The sequence below is a fragment of the Kitasatospora sp. NPDC127116 genome (genome assembly GCF_042677365.1).
Lineage (GTDB): Bacteria > Actinomycetota > Actinomycetes > Streptomycetales > Streptomycetaceae > Kitasatospora > Kitasatospora lactacystinica.
On record NZ_JBHXTL010000063.1, the window covers coordinates 29021 to 55623 of the forward strand.

32 protein-coding genes are annotated in these 26603 nt (G+C 75.7%); 18 read left to right on the forward strand and 14 right to left on the reverse strand.

Annotated features, from left to right (window positions below):
* Positions 1 to 145: 145 nt before the first annotated feature.
* Both ACFVHV_RS24110 and ACFVHV_RS24115 read left to right on the forward strand, forming a co-directional pair.
* Positions 146 to 409 (forward strand): DUF4287 domain-containing protein, encoded by a 264-nt coding sequence (locus ACFVHV_RS24110; protein WP_380353310.1) that lies wholly within the window; start codon positions 146 to 148, stop codon positions 407 to 409.
* 227 nt (positions 410 to 636) lie between these two features.
* Complete coding sequence (locus tag ACFVHV_RS24115; RefSeq protein ID WP_359906615.1) at positions 637 to 1143, forward strand: hypothetical protein; 507 nt, start codon at positions 637 to 639, stop codon at positions 1141 to 1143.
* A 37-nt stretch (positions 1144 to 1180) separates the two neighbouring features.
* Here ACFVHV_RS24115 and ACFVHV_RS24120 read toward each other — a convergent pair whose 3' ends face one another.
* Positions 1181 to 1906 carry a class I SAM-dependent methyltransferase gene (locus tag ACFVHV_RS24120; protein ID WP_380353313.1) on the reverse strand — a complete coding sequence of 242 codons (726 nt, stop codon included), beginning with the start codon at positions 1904 to 1906 and terminating at the stop codon, positions 1181 to 1183.
* Between the two features lie 135 nt (positions 1907 to 2041).
* Here ACFVHV_RS24120 and ACFVHV_RS24125 point away from each other — a divergent pair, with 135 nt between their 5' ends.
* Positions 2042 to 2329: a lasso peptide biosynthesis B2 protein gene (locus tag ACFVHV_RS24125; RefSeq protein ID WP_380353361.1), complete on the forward strand. Its 288-nt coding sequence runs from the start codon at positions 2042 to 2044 to the stop codon at positions 2327 to 2329.
* Between the two features lie 163 nt (positions 2330 to 2492).
* Here ACFVHV_RS24125 and ACFVHV_RS24130 read toward each other — a convergent pair whose 3' ends face one another.
* Both ACFVHV_RS24130 and ACFVHV_RS24135 read right to left on the reverse strand, forming a co-directional pair.
* Positions 2493 to 3269, reverse strand: coding sequence for a MerR family transcriptional regulator (locus ACFVHV_RS24130; RefSeq protein ID WP_359906609.1), 777 nt, complete (start codon positions 3267 to 3269; stop codon positions 2493 to 2495).
* 4 nt (positions 3270 to 3273) lie between these two features.
* Positions 3274 to 4410, reverse strand: a complete 1137-nt coding sequence (locus ACFVHV_RS24135; protein ID WP_380353316.1) for a serine hydrolase domain-containing protein — start codon at positions 4408 to 4410, stop codon at positions 3274 to 3276.
* A gap of 387 nt (positions 4411 to 4797) precedes the next feature.
* Between ACFVHV_RS24135 and ACFVHV_RS24140 the strand changes: the two genes are divergently transcribed.
* Positions 4798 to 5388, forward strand: coding sequence for a hypothetical protein (locus ACFVHV_RS24140; RefSeq protein ID WP_359906603.1), 591 nt, complete (start codon positions 4798 to 4800; stop codon positions 5386 to 5388).
* A gap of 117 nt (positions 5389 to 5505) precedes the next feature.
* On the opposite strand, the gene ACFVHV_RS24145 is transcribed toward ACFVHV_RS24140, so the two are convergent.
* From ACFVHV_RS24145 to ACFVHV_RS24155, 3 genes are all read right to left on the reverse strand, one after another.
* Positions 5506 to 6138: a flavin reductase family protein gene (locus tag ACFVHV_RS24145; RefSeq protein WP_359906600.1), complete on the reverse strand. Its 633-nt coding sequence runs from the start codon at positions 6136 to 6138 to the stop codon at positions 5506 to 5508.
* Positions 6139 to 6294: 156 nt separating this feature from the next.
* Positions 6295 to 6873 (reverse strand): carbonic anhydrase, encoded by a 579-nt coding sequence (locus ACFVHV_RS24150; protein WP_359906652.1) that lies wholly within the window; start codon positions 6871 to 6873, stop codon positions 6295 to 6297.
* 295 nt (positions 6874 to 7168) lie between these two features.
* Positions 7169 to 8353, reverse strand: coding sequence for a PP2C family protein-serine/threonine phosphatase (locus ACFVHV_RS24155; RefSeq protein ID WP_380353319.1), 1185 nt, complete (start codon positions 8351 to 8353; stop codon positions 7169 to 7171).
* Between the two features lie 267 nt (positions 8354 to 8620).
* On the opposite strand from ACFVHV_RS24155, the gene ACFVHV_RS24160 reads away from it, so the two are divergent.
* On the forward strand, positions 8621 to 9091 hold the full coding sequence (locus ACFVHV_RS24160; RefSeq protein WP_380353364.1) for a helix-turn-helix transcriptional regulator: 471 nt from the start codon (positions 8621 to 8623) through the stop codon (positions 9089 to 9091).
* A 5-nt stretch (positions 9092 to 9096) separates the two neighbouring features.
* Positions 9097 to 9513, forward strand: a complete 417-nt coding sequence (locus tag ACFVHV_RS24165) for a VOC family protein (RefSeq protein WP_380353322.1) — start codon at positions 9097 to 9099, stop codon at positions 9511 to 9513.
* A 44-nt stretch (positions 9514 to 9557) separates the two neighbouring features.
* Here the strand turns inward: ACFVHV_RS24165 and ACFVHV_RS24170 are convergent, their stop codons facing one another.
* Positions 9558 to 9941, reverse strand: coding sequence for a VOC family protein (locus ACFVHV_RS24170; RefSeq protein ID WP_359906592.1), 384 nt, complete (start codon positions 9939 to 9941; stop codon positions 9558 to 9560).
* Positions 9942 to 10168: 227 nt separating this feature from the next.
* Between ACFVHV_RS24170 and ACFVHV_RS24175 the strand changes: the two genes are divergently transcribed.
* A complete protein-coding gene (locus tag ACFVHV_RS24175) occupies positions 10169 to 10561 on the forward strand; it encodes a RidA family protein (RefSeq protein WP_380353325.1) in 393 nt (130 codons plus the stop codon).
* A 201-nt stretch (positions 10562 to 10762) separates the two neighbouring features.
* On the forward strand, positions 10763 to 12979 hold the full coding sequence (locus ACFVHV_RS24180; protein ID WP_380353327.1) for an MMPL family transporter: 2217 nt from the start codon (positions 10763 to 10765) through the stop codon (positions 12977 to 12979).
* A 72-nt stretch (positions 12980 to 13051) separates the two neighbouring features.
* Here the strand turns inward: ACFVHV_RS24180 and ACFVHV_RS24185 are convergent, their stop codons facing one another.
* Positions 13052 to 13849, reverse strand: a complete 798-nt coding sequence (locus ACFVHV_RS24185; protein ID WP_380353330.1) for an NAD(P)-dependent oxidoreductase — start codon at positions 13847 to 13849, stop codon at positions 13052 to 13054.
* A gap of 65 nt (positions 13850 to 13914) precedes the next feature.
* Between ACFVHV_RS24185 and ACFVHV_RS24190 the strand changes: the two genes are divergently transcribed.
* Positions 13915 to 14802 carry a LysR family transcriptional regulator gene (locus ACFVHV_RS24190; protein ID WP_380353332.1) on the forward strand — a complete coding sequence of 296 codons (888 nt, stop codon included), beginning with the start codon at positions 13915 to 13917 and terminating at the stop codon, positions 14800 to 14802.
* Here the strand turns inward: ACFVHV_RS24190 and ACFVHV_RS24195 are convergent.
* A complete protein-coding gene (locus ACFVHV_RS24195) occupies positions 14799 to 14954 on the reverse strand; it encodes a hypothetical protein (RefSeq protein WP_380353335.1) in 156 nt (51 codons plus the stop codon). The genes ACFVHV_RS24190 and ACFVHV_RS24195 overlap by 4 nt on opposite strands.
* Positions 14955 to 14958: 4 nt before the next feature.
* Positions 14959 to 16494 carry an alpha/beta fold hydrolase gene (locus tag ACFVHV_RS24200; RefSeq protein ID WP_380353337.1) on the reverse strand — a complete coding sequence of 512 codons (1536 nt, stop codon included), beginning with the start codon at positions 16492 to 16494 and terminating at the stop codon, positions 14959 to 14961.
* A gap of 141 nt (positions 16495 to 16635) precedes the next feature.
* On the opposite strand from ACFVHV_RS24200, the gene ACFVHV_RS24205 reads away from it, so the two are divergent.
* Together ACFVHV_RS24205 and ACFVHV_RS24210 are read left to right on the forward strand one after the other, a co-directional pair.
* Entirely contained in the window at positions 16636 to 17100 is a 465-nt protein-coding gene (locus ACFVHV_RS24205; RefSeq protein WP_359906575.1) for a MarR family transcriptional regulator, read from the forward strand.
* 135 nt (positions 17101 to 17235) lie between these two features.
* Entirely contained in the window at positions 17236 to 17739 is a 504-nt protein-coding gene (locus tag ACFVHV_RS24210; RefSeq protein ID WP_380353340.1) for a cupin domain-containing protein, read from the forward strand.
* Between the two features lie 293 nt (positions 17740 to 18032).
* On the opposite strand, the gene ACFVHV_RS24215 is transcribed toward ACFVHV_RS24210, so the two are convergent.
* Positions 18033 to 18815, reverse strand: coding sequence for a hypothetical protein (locus ACFVHV_RS24215; protein ID WP_359906569.1), 783 nt, complete (start codon positions 18813 to 18815; stop codon positions 18033 to 18035).
* A 253-nt stretch (positions 18816 to 19068) separates the two neighbouring features.
* Here ACFVHV_RS24215 and ACFVHV_RS24220 point away from each other — a divergent pair, with 253 nt between their 5' ends.
* Positions 19069 to 19449 (forward strand): bleomycin resistance protein, encoded by a 381-nt coding sequence (locus ACFVHV_RS24220; protein ID WP_380353343.1) that lies wholly within the window; start codon positions 19069 to 19071, stop codon positions 19447 to 19449.
* 49 nt (positions 19450 to 19498) lie between these two features.
* Here ACFVHV_RS24220 and ACFVHV_RS24225 read toward each other — a convergent pair whose 3' ends face one another.
* From ACFVHV_RS24225 to ACFVHV_RS24235, 3 genes are all read right to left on the reverse strand, one after another.
* Positions 19499 to 19804, reverse strand: a complete 306-nt coding sequence (locus ACFVHV_RS24225; RefSeq protein WP_380353345.1) for a hypothetical protein — start codon at positions 19802 to 19804, stop codon at positions 19499 to 19501.
* A 50-nt stretch (positions 19805 to 19854) separates the two neighbouring features.
* Complete coding sequence (locus ACFVHV_RS24230; protein ID WP_380353348.1) at positions 19855 to 20511, reverse strand: hypothetical protein; 657 nt, start codon at positions 20509 to 20511, stop codon at positions 19855 to 19857.
* Between the two features lie 248 nt (positions 20512 to 20759).
* On the reverse strand, positions 20760 to 21716 hold the full coding sequence (locus tag ACFVHV_RS24235; protein ID WP_359906557.1) for an alpha/beta hydrolase: 957 nt from the start codon (positions 21714 to 21716) through the stop codon (positions 20760 to 20762).
* A 43-nt stretch (positions 21717 to 21759) separates the two neighbouring features.
* Between ACFVHV_RS24235 and ACFVHV_RS24240 the strand changes: the two genes are divergently transcribed.
* The 6 genes from ACFVHV_RS24240 to ACFVHV_RS24265 all read left to right on the forward strand — a co-directional run bounded on the left by ACFVHV_RS24240 (position 21760) and on the right by ACFVHV_RS24265 (position 26590).
* Positions 21760 to 22242, forward strand: a complete 483-nt coding sequence (locus ACFVHV_RS24240) for a MarR family winged helix-turn-helix transcriptional regulator (RefSeq protein WP_380353350.1) — start codon at positions 21760 to 21762, stop codon at positions 22240 to 22242.
* A gap of 143 nt (positions 22243 to 22385) precedes the next feature.
* The gene (locus ACFVHV_RS24245; protein WP_380353352.1) at positions 22386 to 23399 is read left to right on the forward strand and encodes a questin oxidase family protein; all 1014 of its coding nucleotides are present in this window, start codon (positions 22386 to 22388) and stop codon (positions 23397 to 23399) included.
* Between the two features lie 206 nt (positions 23400 to 23605).
* Positions 23606 to 23830, forward strand: a complete 225-nt coding sequence (locus tag ACFVHV_RS24250) for a holin (RefSeq protein WP_359906548.1) — start codon at positions 23606 to 23608, stop codon at positions 23828 to 23830.
* Between the two features lie 210 nt (positions 23831 to 24040).
* Positions 24041 to 25069: an SDR family NAD(P)-dependent oxidoreductase gene (locus ACFVHV_RS24255; RefSeq protein WP_380353355.1), complete on the forward strand. Its 1029-nt coding sequence runs from the start codon at positions 24041 to 24043 to the stop codon at positions 25067 to 25069.
* 468 nt (positions 25070 to 25537) lie between these two features.
* A complete protein-coding gene (locus tag ACFVHV_RS24260) occupies positions 25538 to 25786 on the forward strand; it encodes a hypothetical protein (protein ID WP_359906542.1) in 249 nt (82 codons plus the stop codon).
* A gap of 18 nt (positions 25787 to 25804) precedes the next feature.
* Positions 25805 to 26590, forward strand: a complete 786-nt coding sequence (locus ACFVHV_RS24265; RefSeq protein WP_380353358.1) for a helix-turn-helix domain-containing protein — start codon at positions 25805 to 25807, stop codon at positions 26588 to 26590.
* Positions 26591 to 26603 lie beyond the last annotated feature (13 nt).

Consider the following 26603-nt stretch of genomic DNA (forward strand, 5'->3'; position numbering starts at 1 on the left):
CCCCGCCGGCGCGGGGCCCGGCGGGGGGCCGCGGGGGGGGGTGCCGCGGCTACCCCCCGGGGGGGGGTTGTGGGGGGGGGGGCCTTCCCGCACACCCCGCCGCCCCCCACCGCTTCCCGCCGTGCCCCGCCGAGAGGAACCGCCCATGACCGCCACCCCCGCCGCGAAGCCCGCCGCTGTGCAGCCCGCCGCCGAGAAGAAGCCGGCCGCCAAGGGCAACCCCGCGTCCTACTTCCCCGCCATCGAGAAGAAGTACGGCCGCCCGATCGAGGAGTGGAAGGACCTCGTCCGCACCTCCCCGCTCGCCAAGCACATGGAACTCGTCGCCTGGCTCAAGACCGAGCACGGCCTCGGCCACGGCCACGCCAACGCCCTCGTCGCCCACACCCTCGCCGAGAAGGCCGCCTGAGCCCGGCCGGAACACGCGGGAGCGCCGCCGCGCGGGCCCGGGAGACGACCCGTCAGGTCGTACGGGCCGCCTCGTACCAGGGCCCCGTGACGGAGGGCCCGGAGGACCCGGCCCCCGCCGCCCACCCGCCGCCCGACGACTTGCCAGCCGTCCGGCGCTCCCCGACAGTGGGCGCGGGGAGTCGGCGATCACGCCGCTCAACTCCGCTACCGGGACAGGGGATCGGCATGGCAAGGCAGTTCAGGGAGCCCGCGTTCGGTGCGCTCCACCGCAGTGCTTCCGTCATCGGCGTCCCCGGGCTGCTCTGGCAGCTCGGGCGGCGGTTCGTCCTGGTGTTCTGCCTGGTGCTGCTCGTCGGCCTGGTGGTGATGCGGCCGGACAACGCCGTGATCAAGACCGCGATCGTGGTGGCGATCGTCCTGGCGGTCTACGGCCTCGCCTTCGCCTGGCGCTGGGCGGCCGGGCGGCTCGGCATCCGCCAGTGCCGCCTGCACGAGGACGGCGTGGCCGTGACCGACCTCCTCGGCGGCGTCCGGGACGCGGTCGCGTGGCGCGACCTGGCGACGGTCAGGGAGGTCGGCGCGACGGGCGTCCTGACGTCCTTCCGCCGCTTCGAGTTCCAGCACCGGGCGGGACACCTGGCGATGGCGGTCGTCGTCCCCTCGGTCCACCGCGCCTTCGCCAAGGATCTCATCCGCCTCGCCAACCGGAAGATCGGTGCCCAGGGGTCCTGATCCGTAGACCGCCGGAGTTCACGGGAGTTCACGGAGGTCACGGGCGCCGGGCCACGAAGACGAACTCCTGGCCCGGCCGGTCGGGCGCGTCGCGGACCTCCTCCACCACGAAGCCGTGGGCGGCCAGATCCCGCTCGACCTCCTCCCGCTCCCGGAAACGCAGCGTCGAATCCGAGGTCAGCACCTGCCCGTCCGCGGCGAACACGTACGTCCACCGGAACGACACCAGGGGCCAGCGCACCCCGGTCAGGTCGACCCAGCTCTCGACGGGGCCGACCCCCGGGACGTCCGTCACCCGGTGGGAACGCCCACGGGTCCACTCCTGCCAGGCGCGCGCGGCCGGGTCACGGGTCTCGAAGACCAGCCGCCCGCCGGGCCGCAGCGCCCCGAAGGCCCCCCGCAGCGTCCCCTGCCAGTCCCGCGGACCGACGACGGCCTGGGCGACGTTCGCCGTCATCGTCGCCAGGTCGACCCGCAGCGGCGGCAACTGCGTGGCGTCACCGTGGATCCACCGCACCCGCCCGCCGCCCGGCTTGGCCCGCGCGACCTCCACGGACGCCGGTGCGGGATCCACGCCGACCACCTCGACCCCGCGCCCGGCCAGCAGCAGTGCGAACACCCCCGTGCCGCAGCCGATGTCCAGCACCCGGCGCGCCCCGAACTCCCGCACCATCCGCAGGTAGGCGTCGAGATCACCGCGGTCCGGGTCGAGCGGGTCGTAGACCGCGGCCAGCCGCGGGTGCCCGAAGCATGCGTCCACCATGGGTCGAACCTAGGCGAAGCCCCGCCCGGCGCCCAACGGGTCGGCGCCACTTCGTCCACGGCCGGCCGAAACCGGCCCCGTCCCCCGCCCGCCGGGCCGAGGCCCCCACCGCCGCAGGCCGTGGTCGCGCTCGGCATGCGCTGCGCCGGCCAGGGCTGTCTTCAACGCCCCATCGCCGCAGCCCTGTTGTGCCGGACCCGGGGCAGCCGGCCGACCTGGCGCACGGGCGTGCGCACCGCCCCCTTCCGCGCCCACGCCTGGATCGAGGCCGAGGGCGAACCCGTCGACGAACCCGCCGAACCCGCCCACTTCCAGCGGCTGATCACCGTCGCACCGCAGCCCCGCCCGGGACGCCCGGGACGCCCGGGACGCCCGGGGCACCCGGGGCACCCGGGACGCCCGGGACGCCCGCCGGGCCGTTGACCGCGGCGGGTCGGTCGGCGAGCGGGGCGGCCGAGCGGCGCAGAAGTCGGCGGGGTCGACTTCCCGTGCGTTCGGGCGGTGGGTTCGCGGCCGGGGCACGGAGCGCCGCCGGTGCGTGGGAAGTCGGGCGGGCCGACTTCCCGTGCGCGCCCGGCCGGGGCCGCTACCGGTGCGGGGCCGGGACGCCCGCGGCGCGCAGCCTGGCCTCGGTGAGGGCGGTCAGCCGGGCCGAGACCGGGGCCTCGTCGTCGCGGTGGCGGTCGATCAGGCGGTACTGGACGGAGGCCCTGGCCCAGGCACGCAGGCTGTCGGGGTCCCCAAGGAGCGCGGGGTTGGCCAGGCAGCGGTCGGCCATGGCGGCGGCGAGCTCCTCGATCCTCGGATCGTCCGGCGCCCAGGCCTCGGCCTCCTGGCCGCGTCTGGCCAGATCGACGAACTCCGGGTCGTCCAGGCGGTGTTCGAGCTGGGACAGGAAGCCGTCGAAGCCCTCCGGCACCAGGGCCCGCGCCAGCACCAGGGCCTCGCGCTGCGCCGCCACGTAGTCGGGGCCGAAGCCGAGCCCGGGCATCCGCTCCAGGGCCGCGCAGGCGCGGTCGGGCAGCAGGGCCCGGTCGCCGTCGGCGAGCCGGTGCAGGGTGTCGCGGCGCGCGGTCAGTTCCGCGATCCGCTCGTCCAGCCGCCGCTCCACGTCGGCGAGGGCGGCGGTGAACCGCTCGCCGTCGGCGTCGAGCAGCGGCCCGATCTCCGCCAGCGGCACCCCGGCGGCGGCCAGCGTCCGGACCTGCACCAGCCGCAGCAACTCGCCCGACCCGTACCGCCGGTAGCCGGAGGCGTCGCGCTGCGGCTCGTCGACCAGCCCCTGCCGGTGGTAGTGCCGCACCGTCTTCACCGTGACGCCGACGTACGCCGCCGCCTGCCCGATCGTGACTCCGTTTGTCATTCGTTCAGCCTGCCGTACGACCGGATGCCGCGGGGCCGGGCCCGGTGCCGAACACCTCGTCGACGAGCCGCCGCTGGGCGCCCTGGAACGCCGCCGCGATGGACACGTCGGCGTCGTCCACGTAGTTCAGCCCGGCGGTGAGGGTCGTGCCGCCGTCCGGCGAGCCGTACATCAGCGCCGCCGAGCCGATGGTGGCGCCGTTGTGGTGGAAGACGGTGCCGCCCGCCCTCTCCTGGGCGAACAGCCCCAGTCCGTAGCCGACCGTCGCCTCCGGCGTGCGCATCTCGGCCAGCAGGCCGGGCGGCAGCAGCCTGCCGCCGAGCAGCGCGGAGACGTAGGTGTGCAGGTCCCGGGTGGTGGAGATCATGTCGCCGCCGGCCGCGACCCAGGACGGGTCGTGGCGGGTGACGTCGAGCGTCCGCTCCCGTCCGGCGTCCTCGTAGCGGTAGTAGCTGCGGGCGTGCGGCGCGGGGACCTCCGGCGAGGCGCCCGGCGCCACCGTGCCGGTCAGCCCCAGCGGCTCCAGGACCAGCCGCCGCAGCTCCTCGGCGAAGGGGCGGCCGCCGACCCGCTCGACCAGCAGCCGGGCCAGCACGTAGTTGGTGTTGGAGTAGCTCCAGCCCGCCCCCGGCGCGAACCGCGCCGGCCGGGACAGCGACAGCCGCACCAGCTCCTCGGGCGGGTACGTGCGGAAGCGGGCGTCCACCCACTCCTTGCCCCGCCACGGGACGCCCGGCACGAACGTCCCGTCCTCCGCCAACTCGCCGGTGTGGCTGAAGATCCCGCTGGTGTGCTGCAGCAGCATCCGCACCGTGATCCGCCGGTCCAGCCCGAACCCGGGCAGGTGGTCGCCGGCCGGGTCGTCCAGGGCCAGCCGGCCCTCGGCGACCAGCAGGAGCACCGAGGTCGCGACGAAGCTCTTGGTGACGCTGCCGACGCGGAAGTGCCCGTCGGCCGGCGGCCTGCCGTCGCGGCCCAGCTCGCGGGCCCCGGCGCTGCCGACCCACTCGCCGCGCGCGTCGTTCACCCGCACCTGCACCCCGAGGAAGCCGGATTCGGCGATCTCCTCGATCGCCCGCCGCAGCTCCGGGCGGTCCGGACCGTGGCCGAGGTGGTGGCCGGCGTGGTGGGTGGTGGACATGCTGCCCCCTCGTATCCGTGGGGCCCGCGTGGTCATCGGGCCCGATGAGGGGAGCCTGCACCCTGACCCGAGGTCAACCTCAACCGTGATCCGGCTCACAGCCGCGGCGTGGACGGGGGCGGGAGGACCCGGAGCCGGGGCCGCCGTCGGCACGATCGGGAAGACGGCGGCCCCGGCCCCGGTACGGGTCCGTACGGGCGGGGCATCGACCGCGGGGTTGCCCGTACGGCTGCGGTCGGCACCCATTCCACGACTTCAACAGGACTTGAAGTCAAGCCCCGTCCGAGGCGAGGCCCCGCCCGAGGGTGCCGTTCCGGGGCGGGGTAGCCTCGCTGCGGCGGGGGACTGCGGAGGACAGACACGGACAAGACGGACAGGGGCGGGCGGATGACGGAGCAGCACAGCTACTGGCGGGTGTCGGACGGCGCGGCGGTCGGCGCCACCCAGGCGCACATCGTGTGGACCAGGGCGGCCTACCCCGCCCTGGTGGAGGTGGCGCGCCGCTACCACGCGGTGATCAGCTACGCGGACCTGGCCGAGGCGGTGCAGGAGGCCTCCGGGGTACGCACCCGGGTCAACCAGCGGCACTGGATCGGCAAGGTGCTGTCCCTGGTGATCCGCGAGGCGCACCGGCGCGGCGACCCGCCGCTGACGGCCCTGGTGGTGCACGCCACGGACGGCCGGGTCGGCCCCGGCTACCAGGAGGTGCTGGCGGTGGCCGGCCAGCCGCCGGTGGCCGCGGAGATGGACCGCGAGCAGCACGCGGCCGCCGCCCGCCTGGCCTGCTACCGGCACTTCGGCGCCGACCTGCCCGCCGACGGCGGCACGCCCGCCCTGGCCCCGCGCCTGCGCGCCTCGGTGGAGCGCAAGGCCGCCGTCGCCGCCCCGCCGCGCCCGCCGGCGATCTGTCCGACCTGCTTCCTGGAACTGCCCGCGACGCGGGTGTGCGACTCCTGCGGGGCGACCGTCGCGCCGTGAGCGGGGGAGCGCGGCCGTGAGCCGGGGGCCCGAGGGCCGAGCGGGTGGGCCCGAGGGCTGAGCCGGGGGCTGAGTCGGGGGCTGAGTCGGGGGCCCGAGGGCTGAGCCGGCGTCACGTCACACGGCGGCTGGCAGCCGCCCGGGCATCTGCCAGCCCTCGGCGAGGCGGGAGGGGGACAGGCGCCGCCCGTCGCCGAAGAACTCGCAGAACTTCATGATCAGCGGGTCCCAGCCGACCGGGTCGACGTAGTGGTCGCTGCCGGGCACCAGCAGGCTCTCCTCGACGTGGGCGCGCACCACCGACACCTCGAAGGCGGTGCGCCCGCCGCCCGTCAGCGCCGTCGCCGACTCCACCCGGCACTCCAGCTGCACCGGGCACTCGGCGGCACGCGGCGCCCGCACCAGCTCGCCGGGCAGCTCGGTCATACCGGCGGCGGCGAACTTCCGCCGCTCGTGGCGGTAGCCCTGCTTCAGCCGGTACTCGGCGATCCGCGGGGCGGCGGTCAGCAGCGCGAGGGCGTCCACGGCGTCCACCTGCGCGGAGGACGGCAGGTTGAGCACGCACTCGCCCTCGCGCCGCAGGTTGGCGGCGGTCTGGGAGCTGTCGCCCAGACCCAGCACGCAGGACTGCCCCAGCCACCACGCCGAGGACATCGGCATGAGGTTGGCGCTGCCGTCCTCGTTGCGGGATCCGATCAGCACCACCGGGGTGCCGAAGTAGAGAACCTTGAGATCGATGACCTTGTGCACGGGAACTGCCGTCCTCGGGATGGGGAATCGTTGCGGTCACCGACTCTGCCCCGGCCCGGCCGGGGGCGCTGGCGGTGATCGGACATCGCGTTCCCGCAGGTCCCGCAGGTCCTGCGGCTCCCGAGGACGGCAGGGCCCGCCGCGGCGGGCGCTCCGTCAGCCCACCGGCCCCCGGGCGGCGATCAGCCGGGCCCGGCCGTCGCGCAGCCGGTAGGACAGGCCCACCACGGACACCTTCCCCTCGGCGACCTTCGCGGCCAGCGCCTGCGAGCGCTCCACCAGCAGGTCCACGGTCTGGCGGATGTGCTCGTCCACGATCCCGTCGCTGTCCTCGATGCCCGCCGCCTTCGCGGACAGCACGCTCGGGGTCACCCGCTCCACCACGTCCCGGACGAAACCGCCCGGCAGCTGCCCCTGCTCCAGGGATTCCAGCGCCGCCGCCACCGCACCGCAGGAGTCGTGGCCCAGCACCACCACCAGCGGGCAGTCCAGCACGCTCACCCCGTACTCGATGCTGCCCAGCGCCTCCGCACCGGTGACGTGCCCGGCGGTGCGCACCACGAACAGGTCGCCCAGGCCCTGGTCGAAGATGATCTCGGCGGCCAGCCGGGAGTCCGAACAGCCGAACAGCACCGCGAAGGGCCGCTGCGCCGGGGCGAGCGCCGCGCGGCGCCCGGCGTCCTGGTTGGGGTGCTCGGGGTTGCCCGCGACGAACCGGGCGTTGCCCTGCATCATCACCCGCAGCGCCTGGGCGGGGTCGGTCAGGAAGTCGTCCGTGGGGCCGTCGAGCGGGCCGGGCTCGGGCTCGGATATCGGTGTGGGGATCATGTCTGCACCCTAGATCGCCGCAGGTGGAGCCCGCAGCCGGGGGTCAAGGGTCGGACGGCCCCACGGACGGGCCCGTACGACCCCGTGCGATCCGCATGCGACCCCTGTACGGCCTCATGCGCCCCGTGCGGGCCCGTACCGCTCCGACGGGGGCCCGGGCCGCGGGTCCGGCGGCTGCGGGGCGGGGCGGCGGGTGGGGCGGCTACGGGGCGGGGCGCAGGGCGAGGACGGTGACGTCGTCGCGGCTGTGGCCGCCGCTCCAGCGCCGGGCCCGCCGGTCGAGGGCCTCGGGCAGGGCGTCGGCGGGGGTGGCGGCGAGGTCGGCCAGGCCCTGTTCGACCGGGTAGAACGTGCCGGAGGCGTCCTGCGCCTCGGTGATGCCGTCGGTGAGCAGGACCAGCACCCCGTCCCCGGGCAGCGCGAAGCGCCGCACGGGGCGCGGCTCGCCGGGGGCGGCCAGGGCGGCGAGGCCGAGCGGGATGCCGGCGTCCAGGGGGACGGGCTCCACGCGGCCGTCGGCGTGCAGCAGGTAGGGGGAGAGGTGGCCGCAGTTGACGGCCCGTACCTCGGTGGCGGAGCCGTCCCCTTCTCCGGTCCTGGCCCCTTCGCCGGTCCCGTTCCCGGTGCCGTTCCCGTTCCCGGTGCCGTTCCCGTCCGGGCCGCCGACGCACAGCACGGTGGCGGTGACGAACCGCTCCTGCTCGCCGCTCTGCACCGCGTACGCGTTGTGCCGCTCCACCGCCGCCTCCAGGGCATCGGCGACGGCGGGCAGCCGCGCCTCGCGGAAGGCCGCCTCCCGGAAGGCGCTCAGCACCGCGAAGCCCGTCCCGATCGCGGGCAGGCCCTTGCCCTGGACGTCGCCGACCAGCACCCGGGTGCCGTGCGGGGTCTCGGCGACGTCGTACAGGTCGCCGCCGACCATGGCGTCCTCCTCCACCGGCCGGTACAGCCCGTCCAGGCGCACGTCCGGGGTGGTGACGGGCAGCGGGCGCAGCAGCTGGCGCTGGAGGGCGACGGCGCTCTGCCGCATCCGCGACAGCTGCCGCTCGCGCCGCACCCGCCGCGCGCACAGGCCGATCACGGCAGCCTCGGCGGCGACCACGCCCACCAGGGTGCCAAGCCGGGCCGACAGGTCGCCGGGCGGGACCACCAGCGAATGGAGCACGACCACGGCGGTCACCCACACCGAGACGGCCACCGTCTGGGCGATGGTGCCCAGACCCGCCATCAGCGCGGGCAGGAACACCAGCAGCAGCACCAGGCGGGAGCTGGTGCCGCTGGCCGCCTGGACCAGCAGCACGGCGGCGGTGGCGGCCAGCACGCCGAGCACCACCGTCCGGTTGGCGGGGGCGCGCGGGGCGGCGGGCTGCTGATCCTTGCGGTCCACCCCTGCCGTCCTCTCCGCCGCCCGGCCGTCCCTCCAGGGTGGTCGGCGCGGCGGGGCGGGCGCGAGCGGGCTGCGCCGGGCGGGGGACGGCGACTGTCGGCGGCGCTCGGTACGGTGGCCGGTGTGTCCTCCCCGTCCACGCCCCCGCCCCCGTCAGCGCCGCAGCCTGTGCCGCCGTCCCCGCCCGTGCCGCCGTCCTCCCGTGCGACCCCGGCGGGCCGGGTGCCGATCGACGACCTGGTGCGGCTGCGCCGGGCCCGGGACCGGATGGACCGCGAGTACGCGCAGCCGCTGGACGTGCCGGCGCTGGCCCGTACCGCGCTGATGTCCTCCGGCCACTTCTCGCGCAGCTTCCGCACCGCCTACGGCGAGACCCCGTACAGCTACCTCATGACCCGACGGATCGAGCGGGCCAAGGCGCTGCTGCGGCGCGGGGACCTGAGCGTGACCGAGGTGTGCATGGCGGTGGGCTGCACCTCGCTGGGCTCCTTCAGCACCCGCTTCACCGAGCTGGTCGGGCAGAGCCCCAGCGCCTACCGGGCCGGCGACCACGAGCCGGGCGCGGCGATCCCGGCCTGCATCGCCAAGGTCCGCACCCGCCCGGTGCGCCGCGCCGAGGCCAAGGAGGCCAAGGAGGCCAAGGAGGCCAAGGAGGCCAAGGGGACGAAGGGGGTCAAGGGTGCTGAGGACGCCGAGGGTGCCCGGCGGGACGGCGGCCCCGGCGCTCCCGTAGCGTGACGCGCATGAGCATCGAACTCGCGCAGTGCTTCATCGCCGTCGACGACCACGACCGGGCGCTCGCCTTCTACCGCGACGTCCTCGGCTTCGAGGTGCGCAACGACGTCGGCTTCGAGGGCATGCGCTGGGTCACCGTCGGCTCGCCCGACCAGCCCGGTGTGGAGATCGTCCTGGAGCCGCCGCTGGCCGACCCGCACGCCTCCGAGACCGACCGCCGGGCCGCCGCCGAACTCCTCGCCAAGGGCCTGCTGCGCGGTGTCATCTTCCGCACCGACGACTGCGACGCCACCTTCGAGCGGCTGCGGGCGGCCGGCGCCGAGGTCCTCCAGGAGCCGATGGACCAGCCCTACGGGGTGCGCGACTGCGCCTTCCGCGACCCGTCGGGCAACATGCTGCGCTTCAACCAGCCGCGCACGAGGTAGCGGCCGGCCGGCGGCCTGTGCGGCCTGTGGCGGCCCGGGGCGGGTCAGACGGGCTGGAGCCGGGTGCGCAGCAGGCAGAACTCGTTGCCCTCCGGGTCGGCCAGGACGTGCCAGGCGGCGTCGGCGGGCTGGCCGACGTCGACCGGCTCGGCGCCGAGGGCGAGCAGCCGCTCCAGCTCGGCGTCCTGGTCGCGGTCGGTGGGGTTGACGTCGATGTGCAGCCGGAGCTTGCCGGGCCTCGGCTCGCTGTTGGGGAGGAAGAAGAGGGTGGGCTGCGGGCCGCCGAAGCCGGTGCCGGGCGGCCCGATCTCGATGGTGCCGCCGCCCTCGCGGCCGACTTCGACGTAGCCGAGGACCTCGCTCCAGAACGCGGCGAGCCGCTCGGGGTCGGCGGCTTCGATGACCAGTTCGCTGATGCGGCATGCCATGGTCCGTCAGCCTACGTCGATCATGTCGCGGCGCAAGGGGATTGATCCGCCCGCCCGGACGACGGGACGCCTCCGGGGCCGGAGGCCGATGCGTGGGGATCCCGATCCCGCTCGACCTCGAAGGGCCCGACGGGCCCGCGGGCACCTGCCCGCGGGCCGGGCGGCGCGCGGGGGCGTTCGCGCAGGCGGACGGCCCGGCGCGCACCCCGGTGCGGCACGATGGGGCGATGGAGAGCACTCGACAGACAGTCAGTTCCGGCTCGCCCCTCGAACCGCGGATCGGTTTCTCCCGGGCCGTGCGCAAGGGCGACTACGTCGCGGTCGCGGGCACCGCCCCGATCGGCGAGGACGGCGCGCCGGTCGGCCAGGGCGACGTCCACGCCCAGACCGTCCGCTGCCTGGACATCGCCGAGGCCGCCCTGCGGGAGGCGGGCGCCACGCTCGCGGACGTCGTGCGGACCCGCATCATGCTCACCGACATGAGCCAGTGGCGGGAGGCGGCGCGCGCCCACGGCGAGCGCTTCGCGCAGATCCGCCCGGTCACCACCTTCGTGGAGGTGTCGCGCTTCATCGACGAGCGGTGGCTGGTGGAGGTCGAGGTGGACGCGGTGATCGGCTAGCGGGCCGACCGGGCCGACCGGGCCGACCGGGCCGACCGGGCCGACCGGCCGGGGCGGCGGCGCTACGGGCGGGGCCGCCGGACGGTGGTCGGCCGGTGGGGGAATGAACCGCGGGATGGGTGCTGTTGTCGCAGGTCGAGATACCCCCACCCGTATTTTTTCGGGCATCCGGCACCCCGGACACCCGAGAACGGAGCCCCCGTGAACCGCCCCGCCGAAGCCGTACGGCCCGCCGCCCCGCCCCCCGACGCCCCCGCGAGCGGCGGCGCCCCCGAGGGCGGCCGACCCGGGCCGCTCGGCCGCCTCGGCGTCTGGTCCACCCGGCACTTCAAGGCTGTCCTGGTCGGCTGGCTGATCGTCGTCATCGGCCTCGGCGCCTTCGCCCCCAAGGTCACCACCGCACTGTCCGGCGCCGGCTGGCAGGCCAACGGCTCCCAGTCCGTCCAGGTCCGCGAACTCGCCGAGCAGCACTTCGCCGGCAACGCCTCCTCCGCGATCCAGATCGTCGTCGCCGCCGACCGCCCCGTCACCGACCCGGCCGTCCAGCAGGTGATCACCGCGGCCGGCGACCTCGCCGCCGCCGACCCCCGGGTCTCCACCGTCATCGCCCCCCAGCCCGGCGCCACCATCAGCCCCGACGGCCGCACCGCCGTCCTGCTCGCCGGTGCCAAGGCCTCGCCCGACGACATGGTCCGCGCCGCCGACGACCTCAAGGAACCCCTGGGCGCCCTGTCCACCGACGGCGTCGGCGTCCACGCCACCGGCGCCTCCGTCCTGTGGAGCGACTTCAACAAGGCCAACCACGACGCCATGATGAAGTCCGAGTTCATGTCCTGGCCGGTCACCCTCGCCATCCTGGTGCTCGCCTTCGGCTCCCTCGTCGCCGCCGGCCTGCCCCTGCTGCTCACCATGGCCGGCCTCGCCGCCTCCGCCGGCTCCCTGGTGCTGATCAGCCACCTCTTCCCGGTCTCCGTCTGGGCGATGAACTTCGCCATGATGTTCGCCCTCGCCCTGGGCATCGACTACGCGCTCTTCCTCGTCGTGCGCTTCCGCGCCGCCCGCCGGGCCCGCACCGCGCGCGGCACCGCCGGGGCCGCGGACGCCGTGCGCGCCGTCGCCGAGACCATGGACACCGCCGGCAAGGCCGTCCTGCTCTCCGGCGCCACCGTCCTGATCAGCCTCTCCGCCGTCATGCTCGCCCCCTCCCCGGCGTTCCGCTCGATGGCCGGCGGCATCATGCTCGCCGTCCTCTTCGTCCTCGCCGCCACCCTCACCCTGCTGCCCGCCGTCCTCGGCCGGCTCGGCCACCGCGTCGACGCCCTCGCCCTGCCCCGGTCCAGGTCCGCCCGATCCGACACCTCCGCCTCCCCGCGCTTCGCCGCCTGGGGCGAACGCCTGTGGAAGCACCCGCTGCGCTACGGCGCCCTCGCCCTCGCCGCACTGATCGCCCTCGCCGCCCCCGTCATCGGCCTGCGCACCGCGATGCCGTCCATCACCGTCCTGCCCGAGGACGCCAGCGCCCGCGCCGGCTACACCTCCGTCCAGCAGGCCTTCGGCCCCGGCGCCCCCGGCACCCTGCAGATCCTCACCCCCACCGACCGGGCCGCCGACGTCACCGCCCGGGTCGCCGCCACCCCCGGCATCGCCGCCGCCATGCCCGCCCAGCCGGCCGCCGACGGCTCCGGCTGGTCGATGATCCAGGCCGTGCCCACCGTCGACCCCTCCAGCCCCGACCTCTCCGGCACCGTCCACACCCTGCGCGCCGAACTGCCCGCCGGCACCATGGTCGGCGGCGCCGCCGTCGAGAACCTCGACCTGCAGCACCTGCTCACCGAGAAGACCCCGCTGGTCATCGGCGTCGTCATGGCCCTCGGCTTCCTGCTGCTGCTCGCCGCCCTGCGCGCCCCGCTGATCGCCGCCCTCGGCACCGCCGCCAGCCTGCTGTCCACCGGAGCCGCCTTCGGCGTCGCCCGCCTGGTCTTCCAGGACGGCCACGGAGCCGGCCTGCTGGGCTTCACCCCGCAGGGCTTCCTCGACGGCTGGGCACCGGTGTTCTTCTTCGCGATGATCTTCGCCATCGCGATGGACTACACCGTCTTCCTCCTGGCCTCCGCCAAGGAGCACTACGAACGCACCGGCGACCCCAAGGCCGCCATGACCGGCGCCCTGGCCCACTCCGGCCGGGTCGTCTTCGCCGCCGCCGGCGTCATGGTCGCGGTGTTCTTCACCTTCGCCCTGTCCGGCCCGCTGCCGCCCAAGGAGATGGGCATCGTGCTCGGCACCGCCGTCCTCCTCGACGCGGCCCTGGTGCGGCTCGTCCTGCTGCCCGTCCTGCTGCGCCTGACCGGGCACGCCGCCTGGCACACCCCGCGTTGGCTGGACCGGGTGCTGCCGCGGATCACCTTCTCGCACGACTGACGGGCCACCCGCCCCGCGCACCGGCGCCCCGGCCCCCTGGTCGGGGCGCCGGCGTGCGGGCGCCGGGCCGCCCTACCGGCCGCGCCGCAGCGCCCCCAGCACCGCCGACAGGTCCTGCTCGGCGATCTCCGGGTGCGCCAGCAGCACCTCGCGGGCCGCCGCCAGCACCGGGCCGCCGCCCGCCAGGGCGAGGTCCTTGGCGGCCAGCCGGACCGGAAAGTCCGACTCCGTGCCGAACGCCCGGGCCGCCACCCCCGCGAGCGGCCCGGCCGACAGCACCTCCCGCGCCTGCTCCTGCGGCACGCCCAACTCCTCGGCCACCGCCAGGACTTCGCCCAGGGCGGTGACGCAGGCGACGATCGCGCCGATCACCACCACCTTCAGCGCCGCGCCCGAGCCCGGGCCGCCGCAGCGCCGCACCCGGCCCAGCTGTTCCAGGACGGGCTGCGCGCGGTCCAGGTCCGCGTCCTCGCCGCCCGCGAAGACCGTCAGGCCGCCGGTGGCCGCCGGGCCCGTGCTGCCCAGCACCGGGGCGTCCACCAGGGCGACGCCGTCCGGCAGCCCGGCGCGCAGGTCGGCGGTCGCCCGCGGGCCGATCGAGGACATGTCGATCCACAGCGCGCCCGGCGCCAGCTCCGCCGCGCACCGCCCGGCCACCTCGGCGACGGCCGCCGGGTCGGACAGCATGGTGACGACGACGTCCGCGCCGCGCACGGCCTCGGCCGGGGTGGCGGCCTCGGTGACCCCGGTGAGGCCGGCGGCGCGGCCGGGGGAGCGGTTCCAGACGGTCAACGGGTGCCCGGTGTCGGCGAGTCGGCGGGCCATCGGCAGGCCCATCCGGCCCAGTCCCAGAAAAGCGGTCTTCTTCATGGCCGCCACGCTAGGCAGCCACGAGCCAGGCGACAAGCGAATGTCCGGCATGGTAGTCATGCGCAATGGACATGGCTTGGCTGGACGTCTTCCGCACCGTCGCACACCTGGGCTCCTTCACCGCCGCCGGCGAGCGCCTGGGCTACACCCAGTCCGCGATCTCCCGCCAGATCGCCACCCTGGAAGGGGAGTTGGGCACGCCGCTGTTCGACCGGCTGGCGCGCGGCGTACGGCTGACCGAGCACGGCCGCGCCCTGCTGCCGCACGCCGAGGCGATGCTGCAACGGCTCGACGCCACCCGGCGCGACCTGACCGCCCTCACCGAACTCACCGCGGGACGGCTGCGGGTGGGCGCCTTCGACAGCGCCAACGCCGACCTCGTCCCCGGCGCCCTCGCCGCCTTCCGCGCCGCACACCCGGACGTGGAGATCGGCCTCACCGAGGGGCTGGCGGCGCACCTGCTGGACCTGCTCGCCGAGGGGGCCGTCGACCTCGCCCTCGTCGCCTCGTACACCGAACCCGCCGACGACGGCGACCGCTTCGACTTCCGCCCGCTGATGGAGGACCCGGTGCTGGTCGCCCTCCCGCGCGGGCACCGCCTCGCCGGACGCCGCCGCCTGCGGCTGGCCGAACTCGCCGACGAACCCTGGATCGCCGCCCGCCGCCACGCCGAATCCACCCTCCTCGCCGCCTGCGTCCGCAGCGGGTTCCAGCCCCGCATCGAGTACACCGTCGCCGCCTGGACCGCCAAACTCGGCCTGGTCGCAGCCGGGTTGGGCGCCACCCTGATCCCCTCCCTCGCCGCCCGCGTCGGCCGCCCCGGCATCGCCCTGGTCCCCCTGCACCCGGACGACACCCCGGTCCGGCAGGTGTACACGGTGACCAGGCGCGGGCAGCGGGTGCCGCCGGCGGTGGCGGCCTTCGAGGCGCTCCTGCACGAGGGCGCCGGTTAGCGGCGCAGGGCGAGCACGGCGGTCAGGGCACTGACCGCCGGGCTGCCGAGGAGCAGGACGGCCGGATGGCGGGGCCGGGACTGCAGGGTCGGGCGGAAGCCGCCCACGCGGAACTCCAGGAACGGGCGAGGGGCACCGCTGCGCACGCGCATCGGTTCAGCAGACGGTGTCCGCGGCCGGCAGCGCCCCCGAGGACAAGTAGGCGTCCACCGCCGCGTTCGCGCACGCGTTGTAGGCGTTGAGGTAGAGGGTGTGGACGCGGCCCGGGACGGTCACCAGGCGGGAGCCGGGCAGGCGGGAGTGCAGCGCCAGGGCGCCCTGGTAGGTCGCGTGGGTGTCGCCGGTCGCGTGGAGCTGGAGGGCGGGGACGGCGTTGCGGACCTCGACGGGCGGCTCCAGCGGGGCGCTGCGCCAAGCGGCGCACGGGACGGGGGCGTTGTAGACCGGGCCGAAGACCGGTTCGGCGGCGCGGGAGCGCTCGACGGCGTCGCGGTACCAGGGGGCCGAACGCGGCATCGCCACGTCGTCGCACAGGATGCCGAGGGCGGACGACAGGCCGGCGCCGGCCTCCGGGCCCGGGGCGAGGAGCATGGTCAGCAGCTGGTGCAGGGCCGGGCCCGCCTGGACCGGCCGGCCGTCGGCGGCGTCCAGCAACTGCCGCAGCACGTCCGCGCACAGGGCGCCGTCGCGGTCGTCGCTCAGGCAGACCGCGAGCAGCACCGGCAGCAGGGCCCCGTCGAGCCGGAAGCCGTCGACGGCGATCGGCGCCGCCTCGGCCCGGCGCACCAGCTGCTCGACGGTGGCCCGCACCGCCGCCGGGGTGGCGCCCAGGTGGTAGGCGCCGTCCTGCGGCGCGGCCCAGGCGGCGAACTCGTCCAGGGCGCGCTCGTTGGCGCCGGCCATGTCCTGGAACGCCCCCATGCCGTACCGCGCCGGGTCCAGGGCGCTGTCCAGCACCAGCCGGTCGACGCGCTGCGGGAACAGCTGCGCGTACACCGCCCCCAGCATCGCGCCGTAGGACTGCCCGAAGAAGGAGGTCCGCTGCTCGCCCAGCGCCGCGCGCAGCACGTCGACGTCCCGGGCGGTGTTGCGGGTGGTCAGGTGGGGCAGCAGATCGGGGTGCTTGTTCCAGCAGGCGTCCGCGTCGGCCTTGGTCAGGCGCCAGGCCTGCTCGAAGCCCGCCCGGCCGGTGCCGGCCGAGCGCAGCCACGTGCCGCGGGTCAGGCCGCAGTCCGGGCTCCCGGCGCCGACCCCGCGCGGGTCCATGCCGACGATGTCGTAGGCTGCCGCCGTCCCGGGGGCCAGCTGCTCCCGCAGCGCGACCGGCATGTCCAGCCCGCGGTCGCCGGGGCCGCCGGGGTTGGTCTGCAGGACGCCCCGGCGCTTGGCCGGGTCCGCGGACCTGATCCGGGAGACGGCCAGGGACAGGGTGCGGCCCCGCGGCTCGCGGTAGTCCAACGGCACGGTCAGGGAGGCGCATTCGGCGCCGGCGGCGGCCAACTGCGGCTCCTGGCAGGCGGCCCAGGCGAGCGGCTGGCGGCGGTAGGGCTCCAGCTGATCGGCGCCGGCCGAGGAAGCGGAGGCGGGGGCGGCGAAGGGCGCCGAGGGAGCGGAGGAGGCGGGGACGGCTGCGGTGAGCACGGTGGCCGCGGACAGGGCGAGGGCGGTGGCGAGCGCCGGTGCGGTCTTCATGTCGGCCAGCCTAGAAGGGAGTTGGCCGCAACCGGGGATCCGGCCCCCCGATCCGCCTTGACCTCAAGTCGGCTTGAGGTCCTACGGTCGGTCGCGTCCTGACGATCAGTCGATCGTCGATCGGCCGAAGGAGCACCGGACATGACGATCAAGACCTACGAACCGCAGATCATAGCCGCCCAGCCCATCGGGGCATGGACCGGCGAGGTCTACCGCCGCCTGGTGGTGGACGGCCTGCGCGAACAACTGGCGGTGGAAGGCCTCACCCAGCCCCACTGGTGGACGCTCAACCACGCGGCCGGCCGCCCCGGCGGATGGACCCGCACGACCCTGACCGAGCGGCTCACCCCCTACGACGACCAGGACACCGCCTTCGACACCGTCTACGACGACCTGATCGCCCGCGGCTGGCTGACCGAGGACGCCGACGGCGCCCTCACCCTCACCGAGGAGGGCGAGGCCGGCCGCCTGCGCGCCCGCGAACGCAACCTGAGGATCAGCGAACGCGCCCACCAGGGCATCGACACCGACGAGTTCGTGACCACCATCAACGTGCTGCGCCGCATGGTGGCGAACCTGGGCGGCAACGGCAACCTCCCCGACTGACCACCCCCGACCGACCGTCCCGACCGACCGCCCCCGGCAGGACGGCACGGGCCCGGCCACAGGACGGAATTGACCCATGGAAACCGTCGCCGATTGCCACCTGATCGACGGTCTTTCCACCCATAGGCTGGTCACATGACGACGACGAAGAACACCACCGCCCCCGTCCTGACCCGCTGCGCCGAGGCCGAGACCTGCACCGACCCGAGCTCCACCATGACCCTGCTGGCCGACTCGGCCCCGGAGGAGGGCGGCTTCACCGTCTACCGCTCCACCTTCGCCGCCGGCGCCCCCGGAGCACCCGCCCACTTCCACACCCGGGCCTGGGAGTTGTTCTTCGTGATCAGCGGTTCGCTGCGGGTGCTGGTCGGCGAGGAGGTCTCCGTGCTGGGCGCGGGCGACTTCCTCGCCGTGCCCCCGCACACCCCGCACGCCTTCGCCGCGGCCCCCGGCGCCGAGGCCGACGTGCTGTGCGTGTTCACCCCCGGCATGGACCGCTTCGACTACCTGCGCCTGCTGGGCAGCGTCATGCGCGGCGAGAGCGACCCGGGCGCGATCGCCGCCTCGGCGGAGCGCTTCGACAACCACTACGTGGACAGCCCGGCCTGGCGGGCGGCCCTGGCGGGCGACGGCGCCTGAGCCCCGCACGCCGCCGCCCGCCGGGTCCGGGCCGCCCGACGGCTCCGGTCCGCTCGACGGGCCGGGCCCGCCCGGGTGTGGAACGGTGGTAGCCCGGGAGTGTCCCGGTCGCGAGAGGAGTGGCCATGTCGTCGAAGCGCCGACGCAAGAAGAAGGCCAGGGCCAGGCGCGGGGCCAACCACGGCCGCCGCCCCCAGTGCTGAGCCGCGGCTGAACGGGTGAGGCGCGCCCGGACGGCCTTCCCGGCCGCTCCGGGCGCCGCCCGAAGCGCCCTTGCCCCCCGGAGCCCCGGCTCAGAGCCGCCCGCGTCCCAGGAAACCGCCGCGCGCCACCTTGTGGTACTGGCAGTAGCCGACCCAGTTCGCACCGAACGCCAGCTCCAGGACCACGCCCCGCCCGTCCGCGCGGACCTCGCTCAGCAGCTGCGCCGCGTCCACGTCCGCCGGCGTCTGCTCGAACACGTAGAGCCGGTTGATGTACGGGCCCGCCGGGATCGGGTCCCGGTTGGGGATGCCGTCCCGGTCCCAGGTCAGCGTCGCGCCGGGGCTGGACAGGCAGGGGGACTGCATCCGCCGGCCGTCGGCGTCGACTCCGCCGTCGCGGTGCCAGCGCAGCGCGTGGTCGAGGCTGCCGGCCGGGTCCGGCCCCTGGCCGTGGGCCTGCCACGGGGCCACGTCCGCCGCCTCGATCCGCCGCAGGGCGTCGAGGACGTCGAGGACGTCCCCGGCGTCCTCCCGGACGACGAAGTAGGCGCGGGCGTAGATCCGGCAGACCAGCAGGGTGTCCCGGGGGTGGTCCAGGCCGTAGGAGGACGGGAGGGTGGACTGGTCCAGGACCTGGGTCAGCACGTGCTCGACCCCCTCCACCGCCCCCAGCGCCTCGACCAGTCCCCGGATCCGCTCCCGCTCCGCCGCCCGGGCCGCCCGCGCCGCCGGCGAGTCGATCAGCTTCAGCCTGCGCCGCTCGGTGGGCCAGTGCATCGCCCGCAGCGACTGCACACCGTTGAGGACCGGGTTCACCAGCATGACGACGAGGTGGACGAGGCTCGTGGCCACGTCCTTCAGCAGCTTCTTCACCAGCAGGGGGTCCTCTCGGGTCGCACACGCGTCTGCGCCCCACACCCTGTCCCGCCCGCACCCGGCCCCGCAATCCGCGCCCGTACTCAACTCCCCTCCGTGCCCGGCCGGTTGCCGAGCGCGTCCACCGCCGGCCGCCGGCCGCCGGGTCGATTCGGAGCAGCCGGGCTCCAGCGGCCACCGGTCCACCGGTCCACCGGTTCGCCGCCCCGCCGCCGGGGCGATCGTCGGCGGCGTGGCCTACGGTGGCGCCATGGACGAGTACGCGGTGCCGGTCCTGCCCAGCCGGGACCTGGACGAGACCCAGGAGTTCTACGCCCGCCTGGGCTTCGAGCCGCGCGGGCGCTGGGACGGCGAGGACGGCTACCTGATCCTCGTCCGGGGCACGGTCGAACTGCACTTCCGCCACGACCCCGGGGTGGACCCGCTGTCCACCGCCGCCGGTTGCTACCTGCAGGTGCGGGACGCGGACGCACTGCACCGCGACTGGGCCCGGCACGGCGTGCCCACCGACCCGGCCACCGGCAGCCGCCTGACCCCGCCCGCCGACACCGCCTACCGGATGCGGGAGTTCGCCCTGGTCGACCGCAGCGGCAATCTGCTGCGGATCGGCAGCCCGCACGGGCCCCGGTAGGCCCGGGCCACGTCCGTACGGCGACCCGTTCGCGAGGGCCCGCGCGCGCTCAGGGGCTCGCGGGCTCCGCGGGCCGGCCACCGGGGGCCGGCGACGGCGTGCGGGAGCGGCTTCGCAGGCCGGTGACGACGAACCACAGGCAGGTCAGCAGGGCCATGGCGGAGAACGTCGCGATGAGCAACTGGGTGTCGGGCATGTCGTCGTCGGGGTAGTGGGTACCCAGCACGCGGGCCGTCGCCGGGTGGTCCGCGGCCACCTCCAGGGGAACGGTCACGCCGACGGCCGGGTGGGCGACGGCGCGTCCGAGCCGCCACGGCCCGGGCGGGTCCACGGAGTTGAGCGAACGGACGCCCATGTGATCGCGCGTCGGTGCGCGTCGGTGCATGTCGGTACGCGCCAGCGCCGTCAGCGCGTGGCCACGGTGGTCGTCACGCGGACGAGCGAGGGCCGCCGCGGGGTGGAACCGAAGCCGAACCGCACCGGTGCGACCGGTGCGAGCGGGCCGAGCCGTCGGCCGTCGAGCACGGCGGTCACCGCGGTGACCGCGTGGAGGTCGCGGACGCCGTACCACTCGCGCCGGCCCCGGCCCGCGGTGCCGCGGGTCCGCACGCCGAGCAGGAGCCGGGCGAGCGGGTCGGTCAGCGCGGTCCAGCCGGGCCGGGCCGCGATCGGCCCGGGCACCGCCCTGAGCGCGAGCCCCAGAACGCCGCGCCGTCCGGTGGTGAAGCGCAGGTCGAGCGGGCCCGCCGTGACCCGCCAGCGCGTCGCGCCCCGCTGCACCGCGACCGGTACGACCCGCACCCGGTCGAAGGCGTACGTGTCGGCGATGAACTCCGCTGTCCCCTCGGTGGGCGCCAGCAGGATCCGGGTGCCGTCGGCGTGCTCGACCATGACGTCGGAGAACGGCCCGAACGGCGAGGCCGCCCAGTGGCCCACGACCACGCGCGTGCCGGAGGCCGTGCCGATGCCGGCGATCCAGCCGTCGAAGCGCAGCCGGCGCGGGCCCGCAGGGCCCCGGGCGGTCGCCGGGCGACGGGCCCGGGCCGTGTGCGACGGATCCATCGCTCCTCCTCGCACGCCCGGCGGGCCGCCTGCGGCATCCATCCTCGACGGCCCCCCGGGCCGTGTCCACGCGGGACCGGACGGCGCCCGGGGGAGAGGGGCCGGCACCCGGGCCGCCTCCGCCCCGCGGTCGGGGCCGCCGTCCGTCGGCCGACCGAGCGGCCGACCGGCGGCCGACCGGCGACCGACCGAGCGGCCGGCCGGCGACCGACCCCGCCCGGTCGCGCGAGAAGGGCCGAACCGGCCTGCTACACCGTGCCGTTGGTCCGCAGGGCGGCTGCCGCGCGGACTCGCCGGCGCAGGAACAGGGCGGCGCGGTCCAGCGCCTCGTCCGCCTCGTCGAGGACGCCGGCGAACGCCTGGAACACGTGCGGCACGTCGGCGGTGACGTCGAGGACGACGTCCACGCCCGCCGCGTTCGCCCGGGCGGCCAGGCGGGTGGAGTCGTCCAGCAGCATCTCGTTGCCGCCGACCTGGAGCAGCATCGGGGGGAAGCCGGTCAGGTCGGCGCAGACGGCCGGGCTGAGCAGCGGCTGGTGCGGGTCGGCCCCGGCGAGGTACATGGCTCCGGTGCGTTCCAGTCCCGCGCGGGTGAAGACGGGGTCGACGCCCTCCCTGGTCTCCATGCTCGCGCCGCTGCGGGTCGCGTCGAGGCCCGGGGAGAAGGCCAGCAGGGCGGCGGGCAGCGGCAGGCCCGCGTCCCGCGCGGCGAGGCAGGTGGTGACGGCCAGGCCACCGCCGGCGGAGTCGCCCGCGAAGACGACGGCCGAGGGGTCCTCGCCCCGGTCGAGCAGGGCGCGGTAGGCGCTCAGGGCGTCCTCGATCGCGGCCGGGAAGGGGTGCTCGGGGGCGAGCCGGTAGTCCAGCGAGTACGCCCCGAGGCCGGTCCTGGCCACGAGGTTCCCGGTCAGGGAGAGGGCGGTCCCTGGCGAGCCGAAGACCCAGCCGCCGCCGTGGAAGTAGAGGATCGTCCCGGCGGCGCCCGGGGCCGCCCGCTCTCCCGTGCCGGGCCCGCCGATCGGCTCCACCCGCAGGGCGGGGCGGCCGCCGAGCGTCGTCGGGGCGGTGCGGATGCTGTCGTGGGGCACGATCATCCGGGCCATCAGCTCCCGGAATCCGGCCCGGATCTCCTCGACCGACCGGGGCCCCGCGGGGCCCTGCTGCCGCAGGAACCCGTCGACCCGGATGCGCTGCTCCCTGCTCATGGGCGTGCTCCTGCCGTAAGTAGCTTCCGGTACACTATATGCCGTGGAATATACATCGAGCGGTGACCGTGCCGAGGCCGGGCTCCCCGGGCTCTTCGCCGACCTGGTCCGGTGCGAGACGCGCCTGTACAACGCCCTCGGCGACCGTCTGCGCGAGCGGCACGGGATCGTCCTCTCGCAGTACGAGTTCCTCGGCTACCTGCGCGACCACCCGGGCTGCCGAGTGGCGGACATCGCCGCCGAGTTCGCCATCGGCGTCGGCGCGACCAGCAAGGGCGTCGACCGCCTGGAGAAGCTGGGATGGGCGGCCCGCCGGCCCAACCCCTCGGACCGCCGGTCCTCGCTGCTGGACCTCACCGACGCCGGTGCGCGGCTCGTCCGGGACGCCGAGCGGACCTACACGGGCGCCCTGGCCGAACTGCTCGGAGGCGCCCTCGACGCCCCCTCGCTGTCGGCGGTCGCACGGGCCCTGTCGACCCTGCGGTCCGCCCTCGAACGCGACCGGGTCGGCACGCCCACCGGCTGACCGGAACCCGGCCGCTCCCGGCGCGACCACCCGCCCGCCGCTTTCGGAGGCCCCCGACGCCCGTGGTCGGGCGGCGGCCCCGGGCCGGGCCTAGGACTCCAGCCCGTTACGCCGCCCCGGCGTCCCGCCTACGGTCCTTTCCCGTGGACACGACAGGGATTCTGGACGAAGCGCTCCAACGACTGCACACCTGCGGGCCCGAGCGGCTCGGACGGCTCACCAACCACGCGCCGATGGCCGTCGAGGCCCTCACCGCCCGCGGACAGGCTCGGTCGGTGCACCGCTGGCTCGACCTCTACGCGCGCAAGCTGGAGGACCTCCCGCCCCGCGTCGAGCCGGTGACGGTCGCCAACTGGCGCACGGCGCTGGGCGACCCGAGGCGTGCGGCCGACTGGATCGGCCACTTCGAGCGGGAGGTCGCCGAGCGTCCCTGGCGCGAGGTGCTGGCCCGGTGGTGGCCGCGGCTGCTGCCCGGCCTGTACGGCGGGTCGACGCACCCGGTGATCCGGGTGGGCCATGCGGTGCGCACGCTGCTGGCCGGCGAGGCCACCGGGCCGCGCCTGGCGGAACTCGCCCACGGCCTGGGCTACTGGGCGGCCCGCCACCGAACCGTCGCGGTGCCCGACCGCCTGCCGGGCGCCGCCTCCGCGGCCGCCGCCCTCGACGCGGTGCCGGCCGTCGACGTCCGGGACGGGGGCTTCCCGGCGAGGCTCGGCCGCGTCACGGCCCTGCCGGTGTGGGCCGCGGTCGAGGCACCGTACCCGGGGGAGGTGCCCGGCCGCCTCGCCGAACTGGTACGGGCGGCGACCCACCGCTACGCCACCCACGGCCACGGCGAGGAGACGATGCTCGTCCACGCGGCCACGGCCCCCAACGCCGTGCTGCGCACGCTGCCCGCGCTCCCGCGGGCACTGTGGCCGGCGAGCCTGCGGGCGGCCTGGACGGCCTCGGCGGTGGTGACGGCGATGTACGCGCCCGCCGCGCCGGCCGCGTACGTCCCGCCCGGCGCGTTCACCCCCGAGGAGGTCTTCGAGCGGGCGCTGGCGCACGGCGACGAGCACGTCATCAAGCTGACGGACACGGCCCTGGACGTCGGCGACGCACCGGCCCTGACGGCTGCCCTGCGCGCCATGGAGCTGAGCGCCCCGCTGGGATGAGGCGTACGGCGCGGGGCCGCCGGAACCGCCCGCCGGAATCGCCCGCCGGGACCGTCGTCGTAATCCACGGCGTGAACGTGTACATGAGGGGCGGCAACTCCCCGACGGCGCCTGCCGCATGCCTTCCGAACGCCGACCCCGACGCCCGCGCGACCGTCGCGCACAGACCGGCACCTCACCGCCTCCACCGCGAAGGAGTCCTGACCATGCGGAAGTTCATCCTCGATCTGGTCGAGCGCACCGTCGCCACGTACGCCGCGGCGTTCCTCGGCCTGCTGCTGGCCGACAGGTTCGACCTCACGTCGATCAGCTCACTCAAGGCGGCGGCGGTCGCGGCGCTGCCGGCCGCACTGACCGTGCTCAAGGGGGCGGTGGCGACCCGCGTCGGCGACTCGACCTCGGCCGCCCTGCTGGGCCGCCCCCGCGAGTAGCCGGACCGGCCGGCGAGGGGCGGGAGGCGCCACCGGGCGCCCCGCCCCTCGCGCCGGGCCTGCCCGGTGCCGGTCGGCTGACAGCGCGGACGGTGAGCTGCCGGTGGGATGCGAGTGGCCCGCGGGAGCGTGGGAACCGGGCGGGACCGGCTGCGATGCGCGGGTCCGCCCGTACCGCCGGACCACCGCGCCGAGTTCCAGGAGCCCGCCATGCCCTCCCAGCCCCAGCCCCAGCACCGGCCCCAGCCCCAGCGCCAGGCCCAGGCCCGGCCCCGGCCCCAGGCCCGGCGCCAGGATTCGCCGTGGGACGTCCACCGGCTGCCCCGCGCCGAGGGGAGGAACGTCCTGGTCACCGGCGGCAACGCGGGCATCGGGTACTTCGTCGCCGAGCAGCTCGCCGCCGCCGGGGCCACGGTCGTCCTCGGCAGCCGCGACCGGGCGAGGGCCGAAGCGGCGATCGCCTCCATCGGCTCGCGCGTCCCCGGGGCCAGGGTGGAGCACCTGCACCTGGACCTGGCCGACCTCGACTCGCTCGGCCCGTCCGTGGACGCGCTCGGGCTGGACCGGCTCGACGCGGTCGTCCACAACGCCGGCGTGGCGCTCGACCACCCGCCGCGCCGCGAGACCGTCGGCGGCCACGAGCTGATGTTCGCCACCAACCACCTCGGGCACTTCACGCTGACCCACCACCTGGCACCCCTGCTCGCGGCCGCCCCCGGGAGCCGGATCGTCACCACCGGCAGCTTCGCCGCCAAGTCCGAACGCCTGGACCTCGACGACCTCCAGAGCACGCGCGACTATCGGCCCAAGCGCTCCTACGCGCGCTCCAAGCTGGCCCAGATGCTCTTCGCCCTCGAACTCGACCGCCGCCTGCGCGCCGCCCGCAGCACGACGCTGAGCGTGCTCGTCCACCCCGGCGGCGCGCTCGACTCCCTCACCCCCTCGCGCCCGCCCGTCCACGTCCGCACCACCGGCGAGCGGCTGCGCCACCTGCCGCTCGGGCTCGTCGTCCAGGGCAAGGACGCCGCCGCGTGGCCCGCCGTCAGGGCCGTGCTCGACCCAGCCGTGCGCGGCGGTCAGCTGTGGAGCCCCCGGGCGTTCGGGCTGCGCGGCACGCCCAGGACCGAGCCGCTCTGGAACCACCTGGCCGACACCGCGACCGCCGAGCGGCTGTGGGCGGCCAGTTGCGAGCTGACCGGTCACGACCCGACGCCCGCCCCATGGAGTGCCGCCCACTGAGTGCCGCACGCGGCAAGCCGCCCCGGCCGCCGCCGGAACGCAGAGAGACCGCTCGGGCCACCAGGGCCGGGCGGTCTCTGCTGTTCGGGCGGACCCATGCGCCAACACGGCCCGCTGCCGATGTTCCCGAGTTGTTGGAGTGCACAGCGCCCCGGGTTCCGGACCCGCGGGTCCGGGTGACGCCGCTGCAAATCGTCACATCCAGCCAGGACGGCTCACAAGGGCATGCTGCACAAAGGCGCATCAAAATCCGGTTTCAGTTCGTTGAACTGTGCGTTTCTGATAGGGCGTTCACGAGATTGCGGCCAGGGGCCGGGACCGTGGCGCATCAATCTTCGCGATGTTCACCGAACCGATTGGGATTCACCCGTACGCCTGACAGAGTGTGTGCCCACCGGGCACACAGTGCGACGCCAACCGCACAAGTGCCCGCCAGTTGGAGTGGACAGTGATATGGAGGACTCCTCGATGGCGAGGAAGCGGAACAAGCGCGCCCACACCCCTACCCACTGCGCGGCGGCGGAACCGGTACCGCCGCGCCCGCGCCCGTACCGGCCGCTCGCGGCCGGTGAAGCGGCCGTGGTCGTCGTCGTGGTCGTCCTGACGGTCGCGCTGGCCGCCGCCCTGGTGGCGACGGGCATGTCGGCCGGGGTCGCGCTCGAACTGGCTACGGGCGGATGCCTGTTGGCCGCGAGGCTCCGACGGGAGCGGGCCTAGGAAGAGCGCCTGCCCGAGATGGGACGCCGAGAGAATCCGATCGGGGCGACCGAGCCGGCGCTGGGCCGGCTGGCCGTCTGGCTGCGGGAGCAGCGCGAGCAGGCCGGGTTGACGTACCGTCAGCTCGCCGCTCGGACCAACTACCACCCCACCACCCTGCAACGGGCCGCCGGCGGGCGCTCCGTACCGAGCTGGAAGGTCGTCGAGGCCGTCGTGCGCGAATGCGGCGGCGACCTCAAGACGGCCCGGCGCAAGTGGGTCCAGGCCAACTACTGGGCCCACGTGCCGCGCCCCTCGGGCAGCCGGCGGCTGCGCGCACCCCGGCGGGTCGACCCCCAACAGGTCGACTCCTTCGCGGACCTGCGCCGGGCGATGCACGAGATGCGCCGCAAGGCCGACTGGCCGTCCCTGCGGGAACTGGACCGCCGGGCCCGCGACCGGGGCGGACGCCTGCCCTCCAGCACGCTGGCCCTGGTCCTCAAGGGCGAGGCCCCGCTGCGCAAACCCGTCTTCCTCGCGTACATGGAGGTCTGCGGGGTCAAGGAGGCCCGCCGCGCCCTGTGGGCGGCGGCCTGGGACCGGACGAACAACGCCCGCACCCCGCTGCCGGTCAACTCGCGCACGTACCACAGCGAGTTCGTCCGGGCCATGCAGTCCTCCAGCGCCGGCACCCCGACGGACATCCTGTTCCGCCTGTGGGCGACCCTGCGCACCAGCCTCGCCGCCGAACGGGGCGAGGGCCCCGGCCACCCCGCGGCGGCGGGCCGCGAAGGCACCGACGACACCCCGTGGGTGCTCGTGTGACCCGGTCCGCGGC